At 74.8% G+C, this 21,868-nt stretch carries 17 protein-coding genes; 3 read left to right on the top strand and 14 right to left on the bottom strand.

Annotation, left to right across the window (positions count from 1 at the left end):
* Positions 1–43: 43 nt before the first annotated feature.
* The 9 genes from ACFT5B_RS05365 to ACFT5B_RS05325 all read right to left on the bottom strand — a co-directional run bounded on the left by ACFT5B_RS05365 (position 44) and on the right by ACFT5B_RS05325 (position 11,637).
* Positions 44–910, bottom strand: a complete 867-nt coding sequence (locus ACFT5B_RS05365; RefSeq protein WP_386796946.1) for a MurR/RpiR family transcriptional regulator — start codon at positions 908–910, stop codon at positions 44–46.
* The gene (murQ, locus tag ACFT5B_RS05360) at positions 907–1,839 is read right to left on the bottom strand and encodes an N-acetylmuramic acid 6-phosphate etherase (RefSeq protein ID WP_386796945.1); all 933 of its coding nucleotides are present in this window, start codon (positions 1,837–1,839) and stop codon (positions 907–909) included. Before murQ ends, ACFT5B_RS05365 begins: the two co-directional genes overlap by 4 nt.
* Positions 1,826–2,746 (bottom strand): BadF/BadG/BcrA/BcrD ATPase family protein, encoded by a 921-nt coding sequence (locus ACFT5B_RS05355; protein ID WP_386796944.1) that lies wholly within the window; start codon positions 2,744–2,746, stop codon positions 1,826–1,828. Before ACFT5B_RS05355 ends, murQ begins: the two co-directional genes overlap by 14 nt.
* Entirely contained in the window at positions 2,743–3,993 is a 1,251-nt protein-coding gene (locus tag ACFT5B_RS05350; RefSeq protein WP_386796943.1) for an anhydro-N-acetylmuramic acid kinase, read from the bottom strand. The genes ACFT5B_RS05355 and ACFT5B_RS05350 overlap by 4 nt, the downstream gene beginning before the upstream one ends.
* Positions 3,990–5,636, bottom strand: coding sequence for a glycoside hydrolase family 3 N-terminal domain-containing protein (locus tag ACFT5B_RS05345; RefSeq protein ID WP_386796942.1), 1,647 nt, complete (start codon positions 5,634–5,636; stop codon positions 3,990–3,992). Before ACFT5B_RS05345 ends, ACFT5B_RS05350 begins: the two co-directional genes overlap by 4 nt.
* Positions 5,633–6,463 carry a carbohydrate ABC transporter permease gene (locus ACFT5B_RS05340; protein WP_386796941.1) on the bottom strand — a complete coding sequence of 277 codons (831 nt, stop codon included), beginning with the start codon at positions 6,461–6,463 and terminating at the stop codon, positions 5,633–5,635. Before ACFT5B_RS05340 ends, ACFT5B_RS05345 begins: the two co-directional genes overlap by 4 nt.
* Positions 6,460–7,446, bottom strand: coding sequence for a carbohydrate ABC transporter permease (locus ACFT5B_RS05335; protein WP_386796940.1), 987 nt, complete (start codon positions 7,444–7,446; stop codon positions 6,460–6,462). Before ACFT5B_RS05335 ends, ACFT5B_RS05340 begins: the two co-directional genes overlap by 4 nt.
* A 10-nt stretch (positions 7,447–7,456) precedes the next feature.
* Positions 7,457–8,746: a sugar ABC transporter substrate-binding protein gene (locus ACFT5B_RS05330; protein WP_386796939.1), complete on the bottom strand. Its 1,290-nt coding sequence runs from the start codon at positions 8,744–8,746 to the stop codon at positions 7,457–7,459.
* Positions 8,747–9,069: 323 nt separating this feature from the next.
* Entirely contained in the window at positions 9,070–11,637 is a 2,568-nt protein-coding gene (locus ACFT5B_RS05325; RefSeq protein WP_386796938.1) for an ATP-dependent Clp protease ATP-binding subunit, read from the bottom strand.
* Between the two features lie 269 nt (positions 11,638–11,906).
* Between ACFT5B_RS05325 and ACFT5B_RS05320 the strand changes: the two genes are divergently transcribed.
* The 3 genes from ACFT5B_RS05320 (at position 11,907) to ACFT5B_RS05310 (ending at position 15,953) form a co-directional block, all read left to right on the top strand.
* The gene (locus tag ACFT5B_RS05320) at positions 11,907–12,872 is read left to right on the top strand and encodes a universal stress protein (RefSeq protein ID WP_386796937.1); all 966 of its coding nucleotides are present in this window, start codon (positions 11,907–11,909) and stop codon (positions 12,870–12,872) included.
* 92 nt (positions 12,873–12,964) lie between these two features.
* Positions 12,965–14,860 carry a DUF4012 domain-containing protein gene (locus ACFT5B_RS05315; protein WP_386796936.1) on the top strand — a complete coding sequence of 632 codons (1,896 nt, stop codon included), beginning with the start codon at positions 12,965–12,967 and terminating at the stop codon, positions 14,858–14,860.
* Positions 14,861–15,092: 232 nt separating this feature from the next.
* Positions 15,093–15,953: an LPXTG cell wall anchor domain-containing protein gene (locus ACFT5B_RS05310; RefSeq protein ID WP_386796935.1), complete on the top strand. Its 861-nt coding sequence runs from the start codon at positions 15,093–15,095 to the stop codon at positions 15,951–15,953.
* Positions 15,954–16,192: 239 nt separating this feature from the next.
* Here ACFT5B_RS05310 and ACFT5B_RS05305 read toward each other — a convergent pair whose 3' ends face one another.
* The 5 genes from ACFT5B_RS05305 to ACFT5B_RS05285 form a co-directional block, all read right to left on the bottom strand.
* Positions 16,193–16,798 carry a hypothetical protein gene (locus ACFT5B_RS05305; RefSeq protein WP_386796934.1) on the bottom strand — a complete coding sequence of 202 codons (606 nt, stop codon included), beginning with the start codon at positions 16,796–16,798 and terminating at the stop codon, positions 16,193–16,195.
* Positions 16,798–16,983, bottom strand: a complete 186-nt coding sequence (locus ACFT5B_RS05300; RefSeq protein WP_386796933.1) for a hypothetical protein — start codon at positions 16,981–16,983, stop codon at positions 16,798–16,800. The genes ACFT5B_RS05305 and ACFT5B_RS05300 overlap by 1 nt, the downstream gene beginning before the upstream one ends.
* A gap of 148 nt (positions 16,984–17,131) precedes the next feature.
* Positions 17,132–20,236, bottom strand: coding sequence for a LuxR C-terminal-related transcriptional regulator (locus tag ACFT5B_RS05295; protein ID WP_386796932.1), 3,105 nt, complete (start codon positions 20,234–20,236; stop codon positions 17,132–17,134).
* A gap of 154 nt (positions 20,237–20,390) precedes the next feature.
* Positions 20,391–20,816, bottom strand: a complete 426-nt coding sequence (dtd, locus tag ACFT5B_RS05290; protein ID WP_386796931.1) for a D-aminoacyl-tRNA deacylase — start codon at positions 20,814–20,816, stop codon at positions 20,391–20,393.
* On the bottom strand, positions 20,813–21,868 hold the full coding sequence (locus ACFT5B_RS05285) for an asparaginase (RefSeq protein ID WP_386796930.1): 1,056 nt from the start codon (positions 21,866–21,868) through the stop codon (positions 20,813–20,815). The genes dtd and ACFT5B_RS05285 overlap by 4 nt, the downstream gene beginning before the upstream one ends.

Below are 21,868 nucleotides of genomic sequence, written 5' to 3'. Positions count from 1 at the left end.
GGGGTACCTCGCGAGGTACCCCGGATGCCGGGGTACCTCGCGGTCAGCGGGCGGGGCGGTGCGGGGCGACGGCTTCGTACGTGCGACGCAGGGCGTCCGCGGACGTGTCGAAGCTCTTCTGCACCACGCGCACGAACAGGATGTCGACGATCGCGAGCTGCGCGGTCCGGCTGACCATCGCGCCGGCGCGGAACAGGCTCTCGCGGACCTGGGTGGTGAGGACGACGTCGGCGTGCTCGTCCACGGACGTGCCGCTCCCGTTGGTCACGGCGACCGTCGTGGCGCCGGCGGCCCGGGCGGCGGCGAGGACGTCGAGCGTCTCGTGCGTCGCGCCGGAGTGCGTGAAGCCGATCGCGACGTCGCCGGGCTCGAGGAGCGCGACCTGCGCGAGCGTCTGGTGCACGTCGGACGAGCACCCGACCGCGAACCGGACGCGCGAGAGCTTCTGGAAGAGGTCCAGGGCGGCCAGCCCCGACGCGCCCGCTCCGTAGAGCTCGACGCGGCGCGCCCCGAGGAGGGCCTCGACGACCCGGTCCACGGCGGCCACGTCGAGCTGCTCGCCGAGCGCGCGCAGCGCCTGGACCTCCTGGAAGACGACCTTCGCGACGGTCTCGGCGGTCGTGTCCGTGGGGTCGATCTCGGCGTCGTCGATGTGGAAGTGGTCGCGTGCCGCACCCTCGCGGGACAGCGCCTCGACGACGGCCAGCCGGAAGTCCCGGTACCCCCCGTAGCCGAGGGACTGGCAGTACCGGGCGACGGTCGCCTGCGACGCCCCGGACGCGCGCGCGATCTCGGTGATCGTCGAGGCGGCGACGATCTCGGGCCCGGCGGCGACGAGCTGGGCGACGCGGGCCTCCGCGGCGCGCGGCGCCTCGAGCGAACGCCGGATCTCCAGCAGGACGTCGGTCACGCCGTCGCCTCGAGCGCGTCGCGCAGGCGCCCCTCGTGCGCCGCGAGCAGGTCGACGGCCTGCGGGCCCGTCAGGTCCTTCATGGAGACCAGGATGGCAGCCTTGACCGCTCCCCCGGTCTCTTCGAGCGCGGCACGCGCCGTGTCTTCGTCCACGCCCGTGACCAGCATGACCGTCCGTTCCCCGCGGGCGCGGAGCTTCTCGTTCGACGTCTGCAGGTCGACCATGTGCCCGGCGTACGTCTTGCCGAGGCGGATCATGGTCACGGTCGAGATCGCGTTGAGCACGAGCTTCTGCGCGGTGCCCGCCTTGAGGCGGGTCGAGCCGGCCACGACCTCGGGCCCCACGACGACCTCGATGCCCACGTCCGCGAGCGCCCCGACGGGCGTCCCGCCGTTGCAGGCGACGGCGACGGTCCCGGCGCCGACGGTGCGCGCGTGCGCGAGCCCGCCGACGACGTAGGGCGTGCGCCCTGACGCCGTGATCCCCACGACGACGTCGTCCGGCCCGACCCCGGCGGCCTCGAGGTCGGCGGCTCCCAGGGCGGCGTCGTCCTCGGCCCCTTCGATCGAGCTGACCAGCGCGGAGGGTCCGCCCGCGATGATCCCGACGACGCGGCTCGCGTCGAGCCCGAACGTGGGCGGGATCTCGCTGGCGTCGAGCACGCCGAGGCGGCCGGGCGTGCCGGCGCCGAGGTAGACGAGGCGGCCGCCGCGGCGCATGCGCTCGGCGACGAGGTCGACGGCCCGGGCGATGTCGTCGGAGCGGGCGAGGACGGCGTCGGCGACCTGGCGGCCGTCGTCGAGCATGACGCGCACGACGTCGCGGGTGGGGAGCACGTCGAGGTCGGCGAACTCGGCGGCCGCGTGCTCGGTCGTGAGGCCCTCCAGCTCGGTGCGCAGGCGGGCGATGCGGTCAGACCGGGTCACGGCGGCTCACCGTCCTCTCGTAGGGGGTCGTGGGGTCGGTCGCGAGGAGGAGCGCCCCGCGCAGGGCGGGTTCGACACGGGCGCCGTCGGGCGGGGCGGGCTCGGGCGCGACCACGTGCTTCGGTCCGAGCGCGGCGCGCAGAGCGGACCCGAAGGGCTCGGCCGTCGTGATGCCGCCGACGAGCGCGTACGGCGGCGTCGCGTGGGCGCACGCGTCGGCGACGGCCCGGACGGCGTCCGCGACGACCGCGCCGGCCACGGCGTCCCCGTCGCGTGCGGACGCGAGCACGTGCGGCGCGAAGGACGCGAGGGTCCGGGCGGGGGCGTCGGACGCGGCGACGAGCCCGGGGATCGCGGCGGGCGCGCCACCCCAGTCGGCCGCCCGCCCGGTCAGCGCGGTCGGCTCGCCCCGGCCCTCGGCGGCGCAGAGCACCGCACGGAGCCCGGCACGGCCGAGCCACGAGCCGCTGCCGTCGTCGCCGAGCCACGGGCCCCAGCCGTCGAGCGTGCGGAGCGTCCCGGCGTCGTCGAGCTCGACCAGCACGGTCCCCGTGCCGACGGCCACGACGGTCCCGGCCCGCCCGGCGAACGCGCCGGCGTGCGCGACGGTCGCGTCGGACGTCACCGCGACACGTCCGCCGCACGCCGCCGCCAGCGCGTCGGCCAGCCGGGCTGCGGCGGCCGGGGCCGCGAGCGCGCCGGCCGCGCCGACGCACACGCTCACCGCCCCCGGCCCGGTCCCTGCCGCGCGCAGCCCGGCGAGCACGGCGTCCACCGCGCGCCCGACGCCGTCCGGGGACGCGAGCCCCGGCGCACCGGGCGCCTTCCCCACGCGGACGCCGTCGGTGTCCCGCACGACCACGCGGCACGACGTCTTGCCGAGGTCCACCCCCGCCACGCCGGTCATGACGCCCCCTCCGCGTCGCTCGTCACGGTGAGCCGGCCGACGCCGTCGAGCGGGGCGGCGAGGGCGTCGGCGAAAGCCACCCCGCCGAACGCCCACCCGGCGAGGTGCCCGGCGACGCGCGGGCTCCCGGAGGTGCGCGTCGGGAGGTCCAGCGGGAGCCGGCGCACCGACAGGTACCCGAGCACCGCGAACATCACGGCCTCCCGCGCGTCGGAGTCGATGCCGTGGGCCGCGCTGGACTCGAGGCGCGTCGCGCCGGGCCCGACCTCGCCGTCGAGCGCGGCCTGCAGCGCGCGGACGAGCGCGGGGTTGCGCATGCCGCCCCCGGACCCGATCACGAGCCCGGGCGCCGCGTCGTGCGTCCCGAGGCGGGCGACGCCCCGCGCCACCGTGCGCGCCGTCAGCTCGACGAGCGTCGCGCACTGGTCCTCGAGCTCGACGGTCCGGCCCTCCGCGCGGACGCTGTCGAGCGCGTCGTCGACGACGGCCAGCGAGAACGTCTCGCGGCCCGTCGTCGTGGGCGGACCGCCGAAGTACGGGTGCGCGAGGAGGGCCGCGAGCAGCTCCGCGTCGACGTGGCCGGCCGCCGCGAGCGCGCCGTCGGCGTCGTACGGACGGCCGGTCGCCCGCCGGACGACGCCGTCGAGCAGCCCGTTCCCCGGCCCGGTGTCGAACGCGTCGACGCCGTCGGGGCGCACGCGCTGGACGTTCGCGATGCCCCCGAGGTTGAGGGTCGCGACGCCGCCCGGCCCCGCGGCGTCGGCGAGGTCGCGGAGCCAGAGCCGGTCGAAGGCGACGATCAGCGGGGCCCCGGCTCCGCCGGCGGCGACGTCCGCGACGCGGACGTCGAACAGGACCGGCGTGGTCAGGGCCTCGGCGAGCCACGCGGGCTGCCCGACCTGGAGCGTGCCCCACGTGCGGCCGTCCTCCACGCCGTGGAAGACGGTCTGTCCGGGCGACACGACGAGGTCGACGGGACCGACCCGCCGGGTGACGGCACGGCCCGCGTCGGCGAGCCCCTGCCCAACGGCGGTCTCGAGCCAGCACCAGCCGGCGGGGTCGAGGGGCGCGCCCTCGACCGCGGCCATGACCTTCTCGCGCGCCTCGGAGGCCCACGGGACGGTCCGCACGTCGACCACGCGCACGTCCAGCGCGGGCCGGGCCGGGTCCCCCGAGGCCGTCACGTCGACGAGCGCCGCGTCGATGCCGTCCGCGGAGGTCCCGGACTGCAGTGCGAGGACCCTCATCGCCGCGCCCCGGGGAGGGAGGCGTGGCCGGCGGCGGCGGGGGTCGCGCCGTCGGCGTCGAGGCCGGCGAGCACCCGGTCGAGGACGCGCACCGAGAACCGGGAGTCCGCGCCGAGCGGGACGCGCGGCACGCCCGCCCGCGCGACGGACCCGGGCACGTGCGCGTCGGGAGCCCCGACGTCGACGACGAGCGCCAGCCGGCCCTGCTCGCGCAGCCACTGCACGGCCGCGCGCTGCTTGCGGTCGGCGAGGCGGTCGACCACGACGGCGACGCCGGTCGCGCCCGGCGTGACGTGCTGCTCGAGCGCGGGCACCACGGGGTGCGCCCGCGACGCCACCGCCGCGGTGGCAGCGGCGCGCGCGTCGCGCACCGAGCCGAACGGCGCCGGGCGCGCCGGGAGCGTCCGGGCCAGGGCTGCCGCGGCGACGCGGACGGCGGCCTGGTCGAGGTCGAGGACCGGCTCAGGCCGGTCGTCGTCGGTGGACCGACCGGGTACCGGCCCGGCGGCGGCGGGCTTCGCAGCGCCCGCCGCCGTCGGACCGCCGTTCCCGGAGACGCGCAGCGTCGCGACACGCAGCGACGCCTGCTCCAGCCGGTCGCGGTCGAGGTTGCCCTCCCGGACAGCATCGACGACGGCGCTGCGTACCGCCAGGTAGAGCGCTTCGTCGTCGTAGGTGCCGACGGAGCCGGGGGTTCCGTCGGGGCCTTCGGTGGTCGAGAGGGCGGGCGCGAAGCCCGGGTTGCCGAGGCACACGAGGTCGACACCGGCGCGCAGCGCCGCGACGGCGCCGGCGGGCGTCCCGTAGGTGGCGCGGATCGCGGCCATGTCGATCGCGTCGGTCACGACGGGACCGTCGAAGCCGAGCGCGCGCAGCTCGCCGATCAGGGTGGGGTTCACGGTGGCCGGCGCCTCGCCGGCCTCGGGCACGACGACGTGCGCCGTCATGACGGCCGCGACCCCCGCGTCCACGGCGGCCCGGAACGGGACGTCGTGCCCGGCGTCGAGCACCGCACGGGGCACCGACGGCAGCTCGAGGTGCGAGTCGACCGCCGTGGCTCCGTGCCCGGGCCAGTGCTTCGCGCACGCCCCGATCCCGGCGGACTGGATCCCGCGGACGGACGCCGCGACGTGCCGCGCGACCAGCGAGGGGTCGGCACCGAACGAGCGCGGCCCGATCACGGGGTTGCGCGGGTCGGAGGCGACGTCGGCGTCGGGCGCGAGGACGAGCGTCCCCCCGGCCGCCCGGACGCGCTCCCCCAGGGCGCGCCCGACGGCCTCGGTGAGCGCGACGTCGTCGACGAGGCCGAGCTGGGCGGGCGACGGGAGGGTCGAGCCGTGCGCCGACTCCAGCCGGGTCACGACCCCGCCCTCCTCGTCGACCGCGACGACCGGCGCGTCGGCGTGCGCCCGGAGCTCCGCCCCGAGCCGCTCGGCCTGCGCCGGATCGTCCGGGTCGAGGTTCTGCGCGAACAGGACGACGCCTGCCAGGCCGCCGTCGAGAGCGCGCGCCAGCCAGCCCGGCACGCTGCGTCCCACGAACCCGGGCAGCAGCACGCTCGCCGCGAGCCGGTCCAGCTCGGGGTCGGTCGAGCCGGTGGTGCCCGGTTCTTCGCTGACGACGGGCGCCACGTCGCCGCTCATCCCTTGACCGCCCCCGCGACGAGCCCCGCGGACAGCCGCTTCTGGACGAGGATGAAGAACACCATGACGGGAACGGTGATGATCGTGGAGCCCGCCATGATCGAGCCCCAGTCGTTCGAGTTCTGCTGGAAGAACGACTTGAGGCCGATCGCGACCGTGTACTTGTCGGCCTCCCCGCCCAGGAGCGTCATCGCGAAGATGAACTCGTTCCAGGCCGTGATGAAGCTGAAGATGCTGGTCGCGACGAGCCCGGGCGCCACGAGCGGCAGGAGCACGGACCGGAACATCCGGCCCCAGCTCGCGCCGTCGAGGTACGCAGCCTCCTCCAGCTCGACGGGCACCGCGGCCACGAACCCGCGCAGCATCCAGATGCCGAACGGCAGCGCGAGCGACACGTAGACGATCACCAGGCCGGTGAGCGTCCCGAGGAGCTGCAGGTCCCGGATCTGCACGAACAGCGGGATCACGAGCGCCTCGAGCGGCACCATCTGCACGACGAGGATGAGCATGAGCATCTGCGTGCGGAACTTGAACCGGAAGCGCGCTACCGCGACGGACGCGAGGAGCGCGACGACCCCCGAAACCACGACGGTCGCGAGCGCCACGACCACCGAGTTGCGCAGGAACGTCCCGAACCCCCCGTCGGTCAGGACGTACGAGAAGTTGCTGAAGGTGAACTCGCGCGGCAGCAGGGTCGCGCCGCCCTGCCCGGCGCGGTCGTCGAACGCGCTGACGAGCATCCAGTACGTCGGGAAGAGCGTGAAGACCAGGAGCAGGACGACCAGGACCGCCTTGCCCGCCTTGACCCCCGCGGAGGTGCGCCTCACAGTTCCTTCTCCTCTCGCAGGATCGTCCGCACGTACACGGCGGTGATGACCAGCAGCAGCAGCGTGAGCAGGACGGCGATCGCAGACCCGAAGCCGTACCGGTTCTGCCCGAACGACTCGACGTACGACCACACGCCCAGGTTGAGGACGTCGCGGTTCGAGCCCGCGCCGCCCGGCATGAGGTACACCTGCGCGAAGACCTTGAAGTCCCAGATCGTCGACAGGATGATCACGACGGCGAACACCTGCCGGAGCTGCGGGAACGTGATCTGGAAGAAGCGGCGGAACGCACCCGCGCCGTCGACCTCGGCGGCCTCGTGGATCTCGCGCGGCACCCCCAGCAGGCCCGCGAGCACGGTGACGGCCACGAACGGGAAGCCGTGATGGATCACGTTGAGCAGGACGATCGCGTAGAACGACCAGCGGTCCGTGAACCAGTTCACGGGCTGGTCGATGATCCCCAGCGACGTGAGCACCTGGTTGAAGACGCCGTGGTCCGCGTCGAAGATCCACACCCACACGTACGTGCCCGTGACCGCGGGCATCGCCCACGCCGCCATGATGGCGCCCGTCACGAACCCGCGGGTCCGGGGGCTCAGCGACTGCAGCAGCAGCGCCACGAGCGTCCCGAACACGACGGTCCCCGCGACCGACAGGACCGCGAAGCCCACCGTGTTCGGCAGGACGACGGCCCACAGGTCGTGCGAGGTCAGGATCTCCGTGAAGTTCGCGAACCCGATCCAGTTCGTGGTCCCGGAGACGATCTCGCGCAGGCCGTAGTCCTGCAGCGAGAACATCGCCATCCGCACGAGGGGCCACAGGAGCAGCACCCCGAGGATGACCAGCGCCGGCGCGAGCAGCAGCCACGGCCGGATCCGCGCGATCCCCCGCCGGCTCGGGCCCCGCGCCGCCTGCGGCCCCCCGCCCGGGGCGACCCCTGAAGAACCTTCGGAGGCCGCCCCGGTCGGGGTCGGGTACGTCACCGCCACCGGGTCACTTCCCGTTGAGCAGCGAGGTCATCTCCTGCGCGGCCGCGGTCGTGGCGTCGTCGACGCTCGACTTGCCGGACAGGATGGACTGCATCATGACGCTCGTCGTCTTCTTCGCCTGGACGGCCCCGAAGTTCGGGGACACCGGGACGGAGGCGCCGCCGTCGACGAACTGCTTCGCGAACGGCGCGACCAGCGGGTCGGTGCTCTTGACGGCCTTGTCGAGGAGCGACGTCTGGCCCGGGAAGTAGCCCGTGTCGTCCGCCCACTGCTGGGCGTACTTGCCGGTCGTCATGAGCTTGATGAAGTCCCAGGCCAGGTCCTTGTCCTTGGCCGTGTTGAACATGCTCAGGTGCGAGCCGCCGAGCACGGACGGCGCGATGCCGCCGGTCTCGCCCGGGATCGGGACGGCCGCGAACTTGCCCTTCATCTCGGGGTTCTTCTCGGTGATGGCCGCCGGGGTCCACGACCCCATGACCGCCATGCCGACGTCGCCGTTCGCGAACGCGTCGAGGACGTCGGTCTCCTTCCACGTCGTCGCGCCCGCGGAGGAGAGCTTGTCCTGCGTCGCGAGGCCGGTCCAGAAGGAGATGCCCTTGCGCGACTCGGCGCTGTCGAGACCCGACGTCCACTGGCCGCCGGACTGCGTGGCGACCTCGCCGCCCGCACCCCAGACCCAGGGGTACACGGTGAACTCGGCGTCACCGGGGACCGCGACGCCCAGCATCTTCGGGTTGGCCTTCTTGATGGCCTGAGCGTCCGCCTGGAGCTCCGCCCACGTGGTCGGCGCCTTGAGGCCCAGCTTGTCGAACAGGTCGCTGCGGTAGACCAGCGAGCGCACGCCCGCGTACCACGGCATCCCGTAGAGCTTGTCGTCGTACGTGCCCGCCTCGACGAGACCCTTGACGAGGTCGTCGCCCAGGTCGTCCTTCTTGACGTAGTCGTCGATCGGCGCGAGCGCGCCGGCGTCCGCGAACTCGGGGGTCCACGTGGTGCCCGTCTCCGCGACGTCCGGGGTGGTGCCGCCCGCGATCGCGGTGACGAACCGGTCGTGGGCGTCGGCCCACTCGACGTACTCGACCTTGAGGGTCGCACCCGTCTCCGCCTTGAACGCCTTGGCGACGTCCGCGAAGAAGGGCTCCGAGTCCGGGTTCGTCCCCTTCATGATCCAGACGTCGAGCGTCTTGCCCTTGCCCGAGCCCGAGTCGTCGTCGCCACCGCCCGAGCAGGCGGCCAGGGTGAGCGTCAGAACCGTCGCCGCAGCGGCGATCGGGTAGAACTTCGATCTCCTCATGAGAGCTCCTCGTCCGTGTCGTGTTCAGCCTCGTTGCTGGGACGCCCCCTCCGCGTCTGAGAGCAACTCTCATACATGGAGGCTCAGATGAAAAGTCCTTTCACACGGTGGTGACCAGATCGTGACATGGCTGTCATCCGGGCGCCCGCCCGCCGACCTGTCAGAAGCTCACGGCAGCCCAGTGCCGTGAGCTTCTGACAACCCACCCGGGGTGGCGGGCTGTGGGGGCGCGAGAAGGGCCCCGGTCCCGCCTCCGGAGAGGCGGGGCCGGGGCCCTGTCGTGTGCGGTGACCGCCGGGCAGCGCGCGCCCGACGACGTCGCGTCAGTCCGCGGTCGCGCTCAGCGTGCCCGTGGGCGGCAGGTCGCGCGGGTGGATGCCGGTCGGCGCGTCGAGCGCAGCCGCCGCCCCCACCGAGATCGGGCCCTGCTCGTGCTCGGACTTCGGGACCCCGCGGAACGTGAACTCCCCGAGGATGCCCTCGCCGACCGCGTCGACCAGGACGACCTGGCCCGACGTGAGCTCGCCGAACAGGATCTTCTCGGACAGCGCGTCCTCGATGTCCCGCTGGATCGCCCGACGCAGCGGCCGCGCACCGAGGACCGGGTCGTAACCCTTCTCGGCGAGCAGGCTCTTCGCGGCGGGCGAGAGCTCGATCGCCATGTCCTTGTCGCGCAGACGCCGGTCGAGCTTGGCGATCTCAAGATCGACGATGGCGACGATCTCATCAGCCGTGAGCTGCGGGAACACGATCGTGTCGTCGACGCGGTTGAGGAACTCCGGACGGAAGTGCGTCTTCAGCTCCTCGTTGACCTTGGCCTTCATGCGCTCGTAGCTCGTCGTGGTGTCGTTGCCGGTGTTGAAGCCGGTCTGGACGCCCTTGGCAATGTCACGCGTGCCGAGGTTGGTGGTCATGATGATCACGGTGTTCTTGAAGTCGACCACGCGGCCCTGCGAGTCGGTCAGGCGACCGTCCTCGAGGATCTGCAGGAGCGAGTTGAAGATGTCCGGGTGCGCCTTCTCGACCTCGTCGAACAGCACGACCGAGAACGGCTTGCGCCGCACCTTCTCGGTGAGCTGACCGCCCTCGTCGTACCCGACGTAGCCGGGGGGCGAGCCGAACAGCCGCGAGACCGTGTGCTTCTCCGAGAACTCGGACATGTCGAGCTGGATGAGCGCGTCCTCGTCCCCGAACAGGAACTCGGCGAGCGCCTTGGCGAGCTCGGTCTTCCCGACGCCGGTCGGGCCGGCGAAGATGAACGACCCACCCGGGCGCTTCGGGTCCTTGAGCCCGGCACGCGTGCGGCGGATGGCCTGCGACAGGGCCTTGATGGCGATGTCCTGGCCGACGATCCGCTTGTGCAGCTCGTCCTCCATGTGGAGCAGGCGGCTGGACTCCTCCTCGGTGAGCCGGACGACGGGGATGCCCGTCGACATGGCCAGCACCTCGGCGATGAGCTCCTCGTCGACCTCGGCGATGACGTCGAGGTCGCCCGACTTCCAGGCCTTCTCCTTGTCCTGGCGCTGCTGCGTGAGCTGCTTCTCGGTGTCGCGCAGGCGCGCGGCCTTCTCGAAGTCCTGCTCGTCGATCGCCGACTCCTTGTCGCGGCGCGCCCCGGCGATCTGCTCGTCGAGGTCGCGCAGCTCCGGCGGGGCCGTCATGCGGCGGATGCGCAGGCGCGCGCCCGCCTCGTCGACGAGGTCGATGGCCTTGTCCGGGAGGTAGCGGTCGTTGATGTAGCGGTCCGCGAGGGTCGCGGCGGCCACGAGCGCGCCGTCCGTGATGGACACGCGGTGGTGCGCCTCGTACTGGTCGCGCAGGCCGCGAAGGATCTCGATGGCGTGCGGGAGCGACGGCTCCGAGACCTGGATCGGCTGGAAGCGGCGCTCCAGGGCCGGGTCCTTCTCGACGTACTTGCGGTACTCGTCGAGCGTCGTCGCGCCGATGGTCTGCAGCTCGCCGCGGGCCAGCATCGGCTTGAGGATGCTCGCCGCGTCGATCGCGCCCTCGGCGGCACCGGCACCGACGAGCGTGTGGATCTCGTCGATGAACAGGATGATGTCGCCGCGCGTGCGGATCTCCTTGAGGACCTTCTTCAGGCGCTCCTCGAAGTCGCCGCGGTAGCGGCTGCCGGCCACGAGGGCCCCGAGGTCGAGCGTGTAGAGCTGCTTGTCCTTGAGGGTCTCCGGGACGTCGCCGCGGACGATGTCCTGGGCGAGGCCCTCGACGATCGCGGTCTTGCCGACGCCGGGCTCGCCGATGAGGACGGGGTTGTTCTTGGTGCGGCGGGACAGCACCTGCATGACCCGCTCGATCTCCTTCTCGCGCCCGATCACCGGGTCGAGCTTGGAGTCGCGCGCGGCCTGGGTGAGGTTGCGCCCGAACTGGTCGAGCACGGCCGAGCCGGACGGCTGGCCCTCGGCCGGCCCGCCGGCGGTTGCGGGCTCCTTGCCCTGGTAGCCGGACAGGAGCTGGATGACCTGCTGGCGCACGCGGTTGAGGTCGGCGCCCATCTTGGTGAGCACCTGGGCGGCGACGCCCTCACCCTCGCGGATGAGGCCGAGCAGGATGTGCTCGGTGCCGATGTAGTTGTGGCCGAGCTGCAGCGCCTCGCGCAGCGACAGCTCGAGGACCTTCTTGGCGCGCGGCGTGAACGGGATGTGACCCGTCGGGGCCTGCTGGCCCTCCCCGATGATCTCGATGACCTGGGCGCGCACACCGTCGAGGGAGATGTCGAGCGACTCCAGCGCCTTGGCGGCGACGCCCTCTCCTTCGTGGATGAGCCCGAGCAGGATGTGCTCGGTCCCGATGTAGTTGTGGTTCAGCATCCGCGCCTCTTCTTGGGCGAGGACGACCACCCGACGGGCTCGGTCGGTGAAACGTTCGAACATGTGCTGCTCCTCACGAGCGGCGTGTGCCTGCGCGCTACAGGCCTGACCGCTTCGACTCTAGTGGGGTCCAACGGGCTACACGCCGCGGATCTGCCCGTGTTCGCCACTGGCGGACTGGCGGCCGCGGAACCGGCACCCGCGGCCCGCCGACGCACCCGGCGCCCGCTGCGTCGTCGTGCACGACGACGGCCCCTGGGACAGCATGGGAGTGCCGGGCCGGCCCGTGGCCGTGCCCGCGGTCACACGACGACGACGAGGGGTGAGCCCCCATGCGGGCTGAGACGGGCGGGCTGATTGTCGGGGTCGACGGGTCGGCGCAGGCGGACCTGGCGCTGGACTGGGCGTTGCGCGAGGCGGCGAGGCGGGACACCACGCTCGTCGCCGTGTACTCGTGGGTGCAGAGCTGGGACGACGGCACCCGGGGCGTGCACCCCGACGGCGCCGAGGAGGTGTTCGCCGCCAAGCAGACGTACGTCCAGTCGCTCCTCGACGCGGCGGTCCAGCGGAGCCGGGACGCGGGGCACGTCGTCGGCGACCCGGACCGCGTCACCGCGCGACAGGTCCACGGGTGGCCGGCCGAGGTGCTGCTCGAGCTCGGCAAGGAGCTCGACGTCGAGATGGTCGTGGTCGGGCGCAGCGGGCTCGGGCGGTTCGGCCGGTTCCTGCTGGGCTCGGTGTCGAGCTCGGTCGTCCAGCACGCGCACGTGCCCGTCACGGTCGTCGCCCACGAGGGCGCGGACGTGCCCCCGCCCGAGACGCACGGCGCCGGCGGCGACGGTCCGGACGACGGCACGGGCCCGGCGGACGAGCGCCCGCGCGTCGTCGTCGGCGTGGACGGCTCGGACCTCTCGATCGGCGCGCTGCGCGAGGGCGCGGCCGCCGCGGAGCGCCTGGACGGCGTCCTCCAGCCGGTCTACTGCTGGCAGCTCACGACGATCTCCCCCATGCCCGAGGCGTGGGGCTGGATCCCGCCGATCGACGACTACGACCAGTGGGCGCGCACCAAGCTCCTCGAGACGGTCGCCGACGCACACCTCGACCTTCCCGCCGACCGGGTGCGGCCCGTCGTCGTGCACGCACCGCCCAGCCCCGGCCTGCTCGGGGTCGCCGAGGGCGCGGAGCGGCTCGTGGTCGGCGCGCGCGGGCTCGGCGGCTTCGAGCGGCTCGTGCTGGGCTCCGTGAGCCGCCAGGTGCTCGAGGCCGCGCCGTGCCCGGTGACGGTCGTCCGCGCCTGAGCCGGGTGAATCCCGCCCGCTGACGCGTCCGCGCACTTCTTCACCACGACGGGCGACCGACTCCTCCCCGTGCGCGCTCTAGAGTGGCGGCCATGCCGAGCGACCCGCCCGACACCCCCGACGGCGCCGACGTCCCGCCCGCGGGGCTGCACGCCGTGCCGGCGCACGGCCGGGCCCAGCCGCGGCACCGCCGCCACGTGGGGCGCTGGGTCGCGCTCGGGATCACGGTCGTCGTCGTGGCGGTCGCGGTCGCCGTCGGGCTCGCGGTCAAGGGTGGCCTCGAGGCGCGCGACGCGCTGACGTCCGCGCTCGACGACGTCCCCGTGGTCGAGGAGGCGCTCACCGGCGGCGACACGCAGGCCGCGCAGAGCGCGCTCGCCCGGGTGCAGGAGAAGACGGCGAAGGCGCGGCGCGGCACGAGCGGCCCGGTCTGGGCGGTGGCGGGCTCGCTCCCGGGCATCGGCACCGACGCGGAGGCGTTCCGGACCGCGACCCGCTCGGTCGACGACCTCGCCCAGGACGTCCTGCCACCGCTCGTCCGGGCCTCCGGCGTCGTCGACCTGGCGGGGCTGCGCGCGAAGGACGGCCGCATCGACCTCGGACCGCTCGAGCGCGCGGCGCCGCTCGTGGCGAGCTCGGCCGACGCGCTAGCCTCGGTCCGCCGCGACCTCGACGCCATCGACACCGAGGCGTTGCGCCCGCAGCTCGGCGACCCGGTCGCGAGCCTCCAGGACAAGGTCCGCACGCTCTCCTCGACGGTCACGACGGCGCACCGCGCGACCGCCCTCCTGCCGCCCATGCTCGGCGCGGACGGCCCCCGCACCTACCTGCTGCTGTCCCTCAACAACGCGGAGCTGCGCTCGTCGGGCGGGATCCCCGGCTCGATCACCGTGCTGCGCGCGAAGGGCGGGAGGATCACGGTCGCCGGGCACGCGTCGTCGGCGGACCTCGGGCCGTGGGCGGAACCCGTCGTCGACCTCGGCAAGGACGCGACCGACGTCTTCGGGACGCAGCCGGCCCGCTTCCCGCAGGACACCACGATGCTCGCGGACTTCCCCGACACGGGCCGGACCATGGCCGCCATGTGGAAGAAGGCCGGGCACGGAAAGGTCGACGGCGTCGTCGCGACCGACCCGGTGGCGCTCTCCCAGCTGCTCGGCGCGACGGGTCCGGTCACCGTGAAGGCGCCCGGCACCGACGGTGGCGCGACCGACGTGCAGCTGACCGCCGACAACGCCGTGAGCATCCTGCTCTCCCAGGTCTACGCGGAGATCTCCGACCCCGCGCAGCAGGACGCGTTCTTCTCTGCCGCCGCAGGCGCCGTCTTCGAGACGCTGCTGCACGGCGACGTCCCGGCGACCGACCTCCAGCACGCCCTGACGGCCTCCGCCGACGAGCGGCGCCTCCTCGTGTGGTCGGCGCACGACGGCGAGCAGGCGCTCCTCGCCGGCACCGAGCTGAGCGGGGCGCTGACCTCGACGCCGCGCGGCGACCAGGCTGTCGCGGTCCTCCTCAACGACGGGACGTCCGGGAAGATGGGCTACTACCTGCGGACGTCCACGAAGCTCGCCTCGTCGCAGTGCGTCGAGGGCACCTCGGGCACGCGCCGCGACGTCTACACGGTCACCCTCCGTTCCGAGGCGCCGAAGGACGCCGAGGAGTCGCTGCCGAGCTACGTCACGGGCGAGGCGGCGGGCGTCGACGTCAAGCCCGGCGACATCCGGACGAACGTCGTCGTGTACACGCCCCAGGGCGTCGGGGTGCCCGTGATCGAGCGCGGCACGGCGACCGTGGGCGGGGACTCGCACGACGTCGCGGGGCGGACCGCGACCCAGCTCACCGTCGGACTCTCCCCGGGGCAGAAGGTCACCCTCACGGTGACGCTCCTGACGCCCCGCGCGAGCGGCAGCCCGCTCGAGCTCTGGACCACCCCCACCACCACGGTGAGCGGCCTCGAGACGGTCCGACCGACGTCCTGCGCGGGCTGACGACGCCCCGTTCAGGCGCCCCGGGCGACGGTCCACGCCCGCTCCGATAACGAATCGGCATCGACTCGCGGGATCACCCTCGGTTCACCCGGCTGACCTGCGGTTGCGCCCGTTCGGCGTGGGTAGTATCAGGGCCACGGTCCAGGCTCTCCCTCGTGGTGGGTCGCGACCGTCACATCCCGCTTCACGTCGCCGTGAACCACCCGCCGTGAACCTACGAGAAGAGTTCGTCATGGTGTCAGCCCGCACATGGCGTCGCGGGGCCGCAGCCGCCGCGCTGGTCCTCCCGCTGACCGTCGCCGGCGCCTCCGTCACGTCCGCCGCCGACCCGACCCCCAGCCCGACCCCGACGGCCACCGACGGTTACGGCGCCACGCCGCAGACCGCCGTCGGGCTCGCCGTGAAGTCGCCCGAGTGCGACGGGAACGTTCCGTACCTCCGGTACGCCGTCGACGTGTCGAAGGACCCGTCCGCGACGGCCGTCGACCTCACGTGGACGTCGCTCGACGGCACCCACTCGGAGACGCAGAAGAACCTGCCGGTCTCCGGGAAGGTCCTGTGGCTCGGTGCCGAGGAGGCCGGGGGCAAGCCCACGGCCTGGCCCGGCTGGGTGTTCAAGAACGGCACGTGGGAGGAGGGCGGCCCGTACACGTGGGTGCGCCCCGACGTGAAGGTCACCTTCACGGTGCACGACGACGACTACACCAACGTCGCGTCGACGACGCGGGTCACGATCAACGACGGCGTGTACCGGACGGGCACCGCGAAGACGGACTCGGCGGCCCTCGTGCTGCCGGCGGTCAACGTGGTCTCCGGCGTCGTCAGCTACCCGCCGGCGACGACGGCCTGCGCCAACCCGATGAACGCTCCCGGGCCGTCGGGCTCGCCGACCAGCTCGGTGCTCCCGACGGGCGGCACCACCACGGCGGCCGTCGTCCCCGGCGAGACCCCGGCCTCCCGGTCCGACTCCCGCTCGGGACTCGCCGAGACCGGCGCGAACGTCCTGCCGTTCGCCGGCGCCGCGGCCGCGCTGCTGCTCATCGGCGGCGGCCTCGTGATCGCCGGACGTCGCCGCCGCAAGGCCGCGCTCTGACGCACTGACACGGACCGCGAGCGCGCCGCCCGACCCACCCCTGGGGCCTGCGGGGCGCCGCGTTCCGCGGGACCCCCACCCCCTTGGGGCGCTCCTGCGAAGGCGCGACGACCCCCACCACGTCGCGCAGAAGGCCCCGGTCACCACGTGACCGGGGCCTTCGCCGTGCTGATCCCTGAGACGGGGCCCCGCGCGCGTCCGCCGCCCGGCCGGGGTGGCCGACCGGGCGACGGGGGCTGCTAGGCCCAGCGAGCCGCCTCGAGGCGGGCGTCGAGACCCTCGAACGCCCACCGGTCGACGACCAGCACCGGGCCGCCGGGGGCCCCCGGCACGGACCACTGGACCTGCGCGGCCCGGTACTGCTCCTTGCCGGACGCGTCGCGGCACGAGAGCGCGTAGACGCTGCGGGTGGCGTCGGTGCCCGCGACCGTCGCGGGCGCGGAGGTCGCGGCGCCGCCGCCCGTGACGGCGACGGCGTGGAGCGCCTTCGCGCCCGGACAGGTCGCGCTCTTCGGGAGGTACACCGCGTCGGCCCCGCTCCGCGCGGCCCTGCCCGTGACGACGTCGAAGCCCGGGCACGCCGTGCCCTTCGGGCAGCCGCCCGCGGACACGTGCGTGACACCGCCCTTCGTGGCCTCGACCACCCAGTACTCGGGGGCCGCGACCTTCAGCGGGCCGACGGCCCGGGCCGTCCCGACGGCGTCGGGCGCCGGCGAGGTGGCGGCCGACGCATCGCCCGCGCTCCCCTGGGCGTCGCCCCCCGTGACGAACGAGCACCCGGAGAGGGCGAGCACGGCCCCCACCGCCAGGAGCGACGCGCCGAGCGCGCGGAGACCCGCCGGCATCAGCACGCCCCCTCGTCGGCCCACGGGCTGGCGTCGGCGGCGTGGGGCTGGTTGTTCGGCGTCCACCACGTGGCCGACCACGTGTGCCCGCCGTAGCGGACGGTCTCGACGTCCGTCTCGACGGTCGTCAGCGCCCTCGCGGCCGCGAGCGGGCGGCGTGAGGGCCGGGGTGAGGGGGGTTTCATGATCTGCTGCTCCACGCTGAGAGAGGTCGGACTCCCTGACCGTAATTTGTCAGGAGACCTTCCGATATCCGCGTCGCCCACATTCCCGAACCGTACGCACCCCACGACGTACGGGAGAACCCGTACGCGGGCCGCGCCCGGCTCGGGCTCAGCCGCGGTGCGCCACGACCGTCAGCTCGACGCGCGAGCGCACGCCGAGCTTCCGGAACACCCGCCCCAGGTGCACCTCGACCGTCCGCACGGAGACGAACAGCCACTCGGCGACCTCCTTGTTGGAGGCCCCGTCCACGACCAGCAGCGCGACGTCGAGCTCGCGCTCGGTCAGCAGGTCGCCCCAGCGCTCGTGGAGACGGGCGCGCAGGGCGTCGACGACGGCGTCGGGTGCCACCGCACCCGCTGGCCCTCCGACCTGCGCCGCGCCCGGACCCGGCGTCGCGACGCCGCCCGACGCCCGCATGCCGGCGGCCGGCACCATCGCGCCCGGTCCGGTCCCGTCGGCGGGGACGCCGGTCGCCGACGGCGGCGCCACGGCGACCTGGCCCGTGACGGGTGCCGTCGGCTCGTGCTGCCCGTCGAGCGCCCGCAGGTCGTCCGACGCCGCCCGCTCCCACGCCGCGGCTCCGGCCGTGCGGAACAGCTCGACCGCGGAGAACAGGTGACTCGTCGCGTCGTACACGTCGCCCGTGCGGGCGAGGGCACGGCCGATCGCGAGCTCGGTCCGGGCCCGTTCGTACGGCGACGCCAGGCGCCGCGAGACCTCGACGGCGACCTCGACGGCAGCGGCCAGCTGCTCGGGCGGCGCCACGAGCACGTCGGCCCGGGCGACAGCGGCGTCCCGCAGGTCCGCCGGGAGCCCGGCCGTGCGCTCGCGCAGCCGGTCGCGCGCGGCGAGCGCCTCCGCGCGCCGGCCCGCGCGCTCCCACGCGCACACCTCGTCGACGACGGGGAGCGGCAGCGGTTGCGCCTCGACCGCCCGCTCGCGCTGCTCGGCGAGCTCGACGAGCGTCGCAGCCTCGTCGTACCGGCGTTCGAGGACGGCCGCGAGGGCGCGGTCGGCGAGGGCGCCGTGCCGCACGGGCCGGCTCCGCGGGCCGGGAACGGTAGCGGTGAGCGCGGCGCCGACGGGTCCGGTGGCACCCGTCGCCGCGAGGTCGAGCCGGCAGGCGAGCACCGCGCCGAGCCCCGCGAACGGCAGGGCCACCGGCACGCGGACCGCCGCGTGCTCCAGCTCGGCCCGCGCGGCACGCAGGTCCCCGGCCCAGGTGTCGACGAGGGCCTTCGCGACCCACAGGTGCGCCTCCGCGAGCGGTACCGACGCCCCGGCCGTCCCGTCGTCCCACGGCTCCTCGCCGTCGAGGGGGGCGAGCTCGAGGAGCGCGTTCGCGAGCGCGGACGACGCCGCCGCGAGGTCGCCCCGGAGCCCCGCGTGCAGGCCAGCGACCGCGCGCGTGGACGCGTCCGCCCCGCCGGCGAGCGGCGCGACCACGTCGGTCTCGCGCGCGCCGCCGGGCTGGACGCGGAAGACGTCGGCGGCCACGCGGCCCGCAGCGAGCGCCGCCTGCGCCCGGCCCGACGCCGCAGCCGTGACCTCGTCGAGCGGAGCCGCGGCCTGCAGCGCCTCGGCGACGCGCTCGGCGTCCGCGAGCGCGGAGCGGGCGCTGCGCCCCTCCCCCCGCTCCGCGAGCAGGCGGGCCGCGGTGACGGCTGCGCGGACGGTCCGCAGCGCGGTCTTGGCCCAGGGCGCGACCGGGCGCGCCGTCGTGCGCGGGTCGGCGACGAGCACGGACGACACCGCCCGCTCCACGGCGTCGAGCGGGACCTGGCCCTCGGAGAGCGTCACGGCCACGACGAACGTCGGGAGCACGCGCGCGGCCTCGTCCGGGTCCGCGCCGCGCATGGCGCCGCGGGCCCAGTGGGTGGCGTCCTGCACGCAGCCCGCCGCGAGGGCGGACGCCGCGGCGAGCTCGAGGGCCCGACGGCGCGCGCGTCCGACCGCGTGCGACGCCGCCTCGCGCGCGACCTCGAACGCCGCGCCGGCGTCGCCGTGGTGGAGGTGACGACGGGCGAGCACGACGAGGCCGTCGGCGACGTGGGAGTCGCCCTCGAGGGTGGCGAGCGCGACGTGCCAGGCCGCGAGCTCGGGGTCGGCTCCGGCGACGGCGCGAGCGAGGGCGTCGTGCGCGGCGGTGCGCTCGGCCAGGGTCGCCTCGCCGTGGACCAGGGCGCGCACGCGCGGGTCGGCGAACCGGTAGCGCGACGCCACGAGGTCGAGGTGCGCGGCGGCGCCGCCGCGCAGGAGCTCGTCGGTGCTGCGGCCGGTCGCGGCGAGCAGGACGTCGGTCCGCTGGGTCGCTGCGACCGAGGCGACGAGCAGCACGTGCCGCTCGGACTCGTCGAGACGGTCGACCGACTTCCCGACGACGTCGCGGACCGCCGGCACGACGGGCAGCGGGTCTGGCAGCGCCGACGAGCCCGCGAGCTGCGCCCCGCTCAGGAGCGCCGCCGTCTGGACGAGGGCCGCCGGGTTGCCCACGAGGTCACGTGCCAGCCGGGCTGCGACGTGGGGCGCGACCACCGTGCCGCGCGCCGCCAGGAGCGCGACGGTCTCGACCGGGCCGAGCCCGGGCAGGTCACGCACCTCGAGCGCCCGGGGCAGCGTCGCGTCGTCGTCGGTGCCGGCCGTCGCGAGCACGACGACGCCGCGCGCGCGGCGGGAGACGACCTGCCCGAGCACCTCCTGGCAGTCGGGGTCCAGGAGGTCGAGGTCGTCGACCGCGACGACGAGCGACCGGCCCGCGAGCAGGGGCCCCACGGCGTCGGCGAACAGGGCTGCCGCTGCCTCGGGGCAGCGCTCGGCGTCGTCGGGGCCGGACGTAGGAACGGCGGGAGGCGTGGCGCCGACGGCGGCGACGACGCCCTCGACGAGCGCGCGGACGAACGCGCCGGGGCGCTCCCCCGCAGCCCGTCCCACCCGGACGACGAGCGGGACCGGGGGCGCGACCGGTCCCCGGCCGCCCCCGGGCGGCGCGGCGACGTCGCGCTCGGCGGTGAGATCGGCGAGGACCTCGTCGAGCAGGCTGGACCGGCCGCCACCCGGCTCGGCGCGCCAGACGATCCCGCCGTACCCGTCCCCGACGACCGTGCGGGCACGCTCGCGCTCGCGGGCGCGCGGGAGCGGCGGCGCCGCGCTCTCGCGCCGGGCGGCGTGGCTGGTGGTCGTTCCCCCTGGACGGTCCTGGACCCCTGCGGGCATGCGAACCCCCCCTGTCTCTGAGCGGCATCGGTCAGACGTGACTCGAATGTTAGCCGCGCTTCGAATTCCATTCGACCAGAGCGAGGTCTCGGGAGGGTTTCGGACGTGTCAAGCACACGTCTCGACCGGGAGTGCGGTTCGCCCGGCGGGCGTCTCAGACGTCGACGACGAGCGTGAACGGACCGTCGTTGACGAGCGCGACCTCCATCATCGCGCCGAACCGGCCCGTCTCGACGCGGACGCCCGCGGCGCGCAGCCCGGCCGCGACCGCGTCCACGAGAGGCTCCGCGACCGACCCCGGCGCGGCCGCGACCCACGACGGCCGCCGCCCCTTGCGCGTGTCGCCGTACAGCGTGAACTGGCTGACGACGAGGACTGGCGCGCCCGCGTCGGCCACCGAGAGCTCGTCGCGCAGGATCCGCAGCCCGGCGACCTTGCGCGCGAGGGTCGCGGCGTCGTCGGGCGTGTCGTCGTGGGTCACCCCGACGAGCACGAGCAGCCCGGGCTCGTCGATCGCCCCGACCACCTCGCCCTCGACGGTGACGCTCGCGCGCGTCACGCGCTGGACGACGGCCCTCACGCGCCGGTCCCCCCGACGACGGCGCGCACCTCGCCGACACCGGCCCCGCCGCCCTCGACGACGACGGGCGGGAGCAGCGGCAGCACGGGGTGCCGGGGACCGGCCGCCCCGGGGTCGTCCGTGCCGATCCCGAGCGCACGCAGCGCGGCGTCGAGGACGGCGTGCACGGGCCGCTTGGCGCCGTCGGCGACCTTGAACGCGACCGCGCGGCCGTCGGCCGTGGCGAGCGCGAACACCCCGTCGGCGCCGTCCTTGGCGATCAGTCCGTCGACCGCCTGCATGACGACCGTCGCGTCGCGTCCGGTGCCCGAGACCATGTGCGGGTGCTGGTTCATCGCGCGGGCGACGCGGGCCTCGGGCGTCAGCGGGTCGCGCTCGACGGCACGGCCGATGCGCGCGAACGCGCGCGCCAGCCCGACGACGGACGTCGAGAACAGCGGCGCGCCGCAGCCGTCGACGGTGACGTGGGCGGCCCCGGGCTCCTCGCCCGCTCCCCCGGCCGCGTCGTCGGGCGCCGTCAGCTCGCGGACCGTGGCCGCGACGGCCTGCTGCAGCGGGTGTGCGGGGTCGAGGTAGGTGCTGGTGTCCCAGCCGTTGACCCGGCACGTCACGAGCATCGCCGCGTGCTTGCCGGAGCAGTTCTGGGTCAGGCGGCTCGGGCCGTGGCCGGCGAGCTCCCACTCGAGCGCCACGGCCGGGTCGAGCGGCAGGGCGGGCGTGTTGCGCAGTGCAGCCTCGTCGAGCCCGGCGAGCCCGAGCAGCTCGTGGACGCCGTCACGGTGCACCGCGTCGCCCGCATGGCTCGCGCACGCGAGGGCGAGCAGGCGGTCGGGCACGTCGAGACCCGCGCGCACCAGCGCGAGCGCCTGCACGGGCTTGAGCGACGAGCGCGGCCAGAACGTCACCGCCGGGTCGCCGGCGACCAGCACGGGCTCGCCGGCGGCGTCGAGGGCCACGAGGTGCCCCGCGTGCACGGACTCGACGAGGTCCCCGCGGACGACCTCCGCGAGCGGTGCGGGCGCGGACGTGCCCATCGTGCGCGTCGTCGCCAC

This window comes from Luteimicrobium sp. NPDC057192, from assembly GCF_042670205.1.
GTDB lineage: Bacteria > Actinomycetota > Actinomycetes > Actinomycetales > Cellulomonadaceae > Luteimicrobium.
Note: the sequence above shows the minus strand (reverse complement) of the source record. Positions and strands in the feature narration are given on the sequence as shown.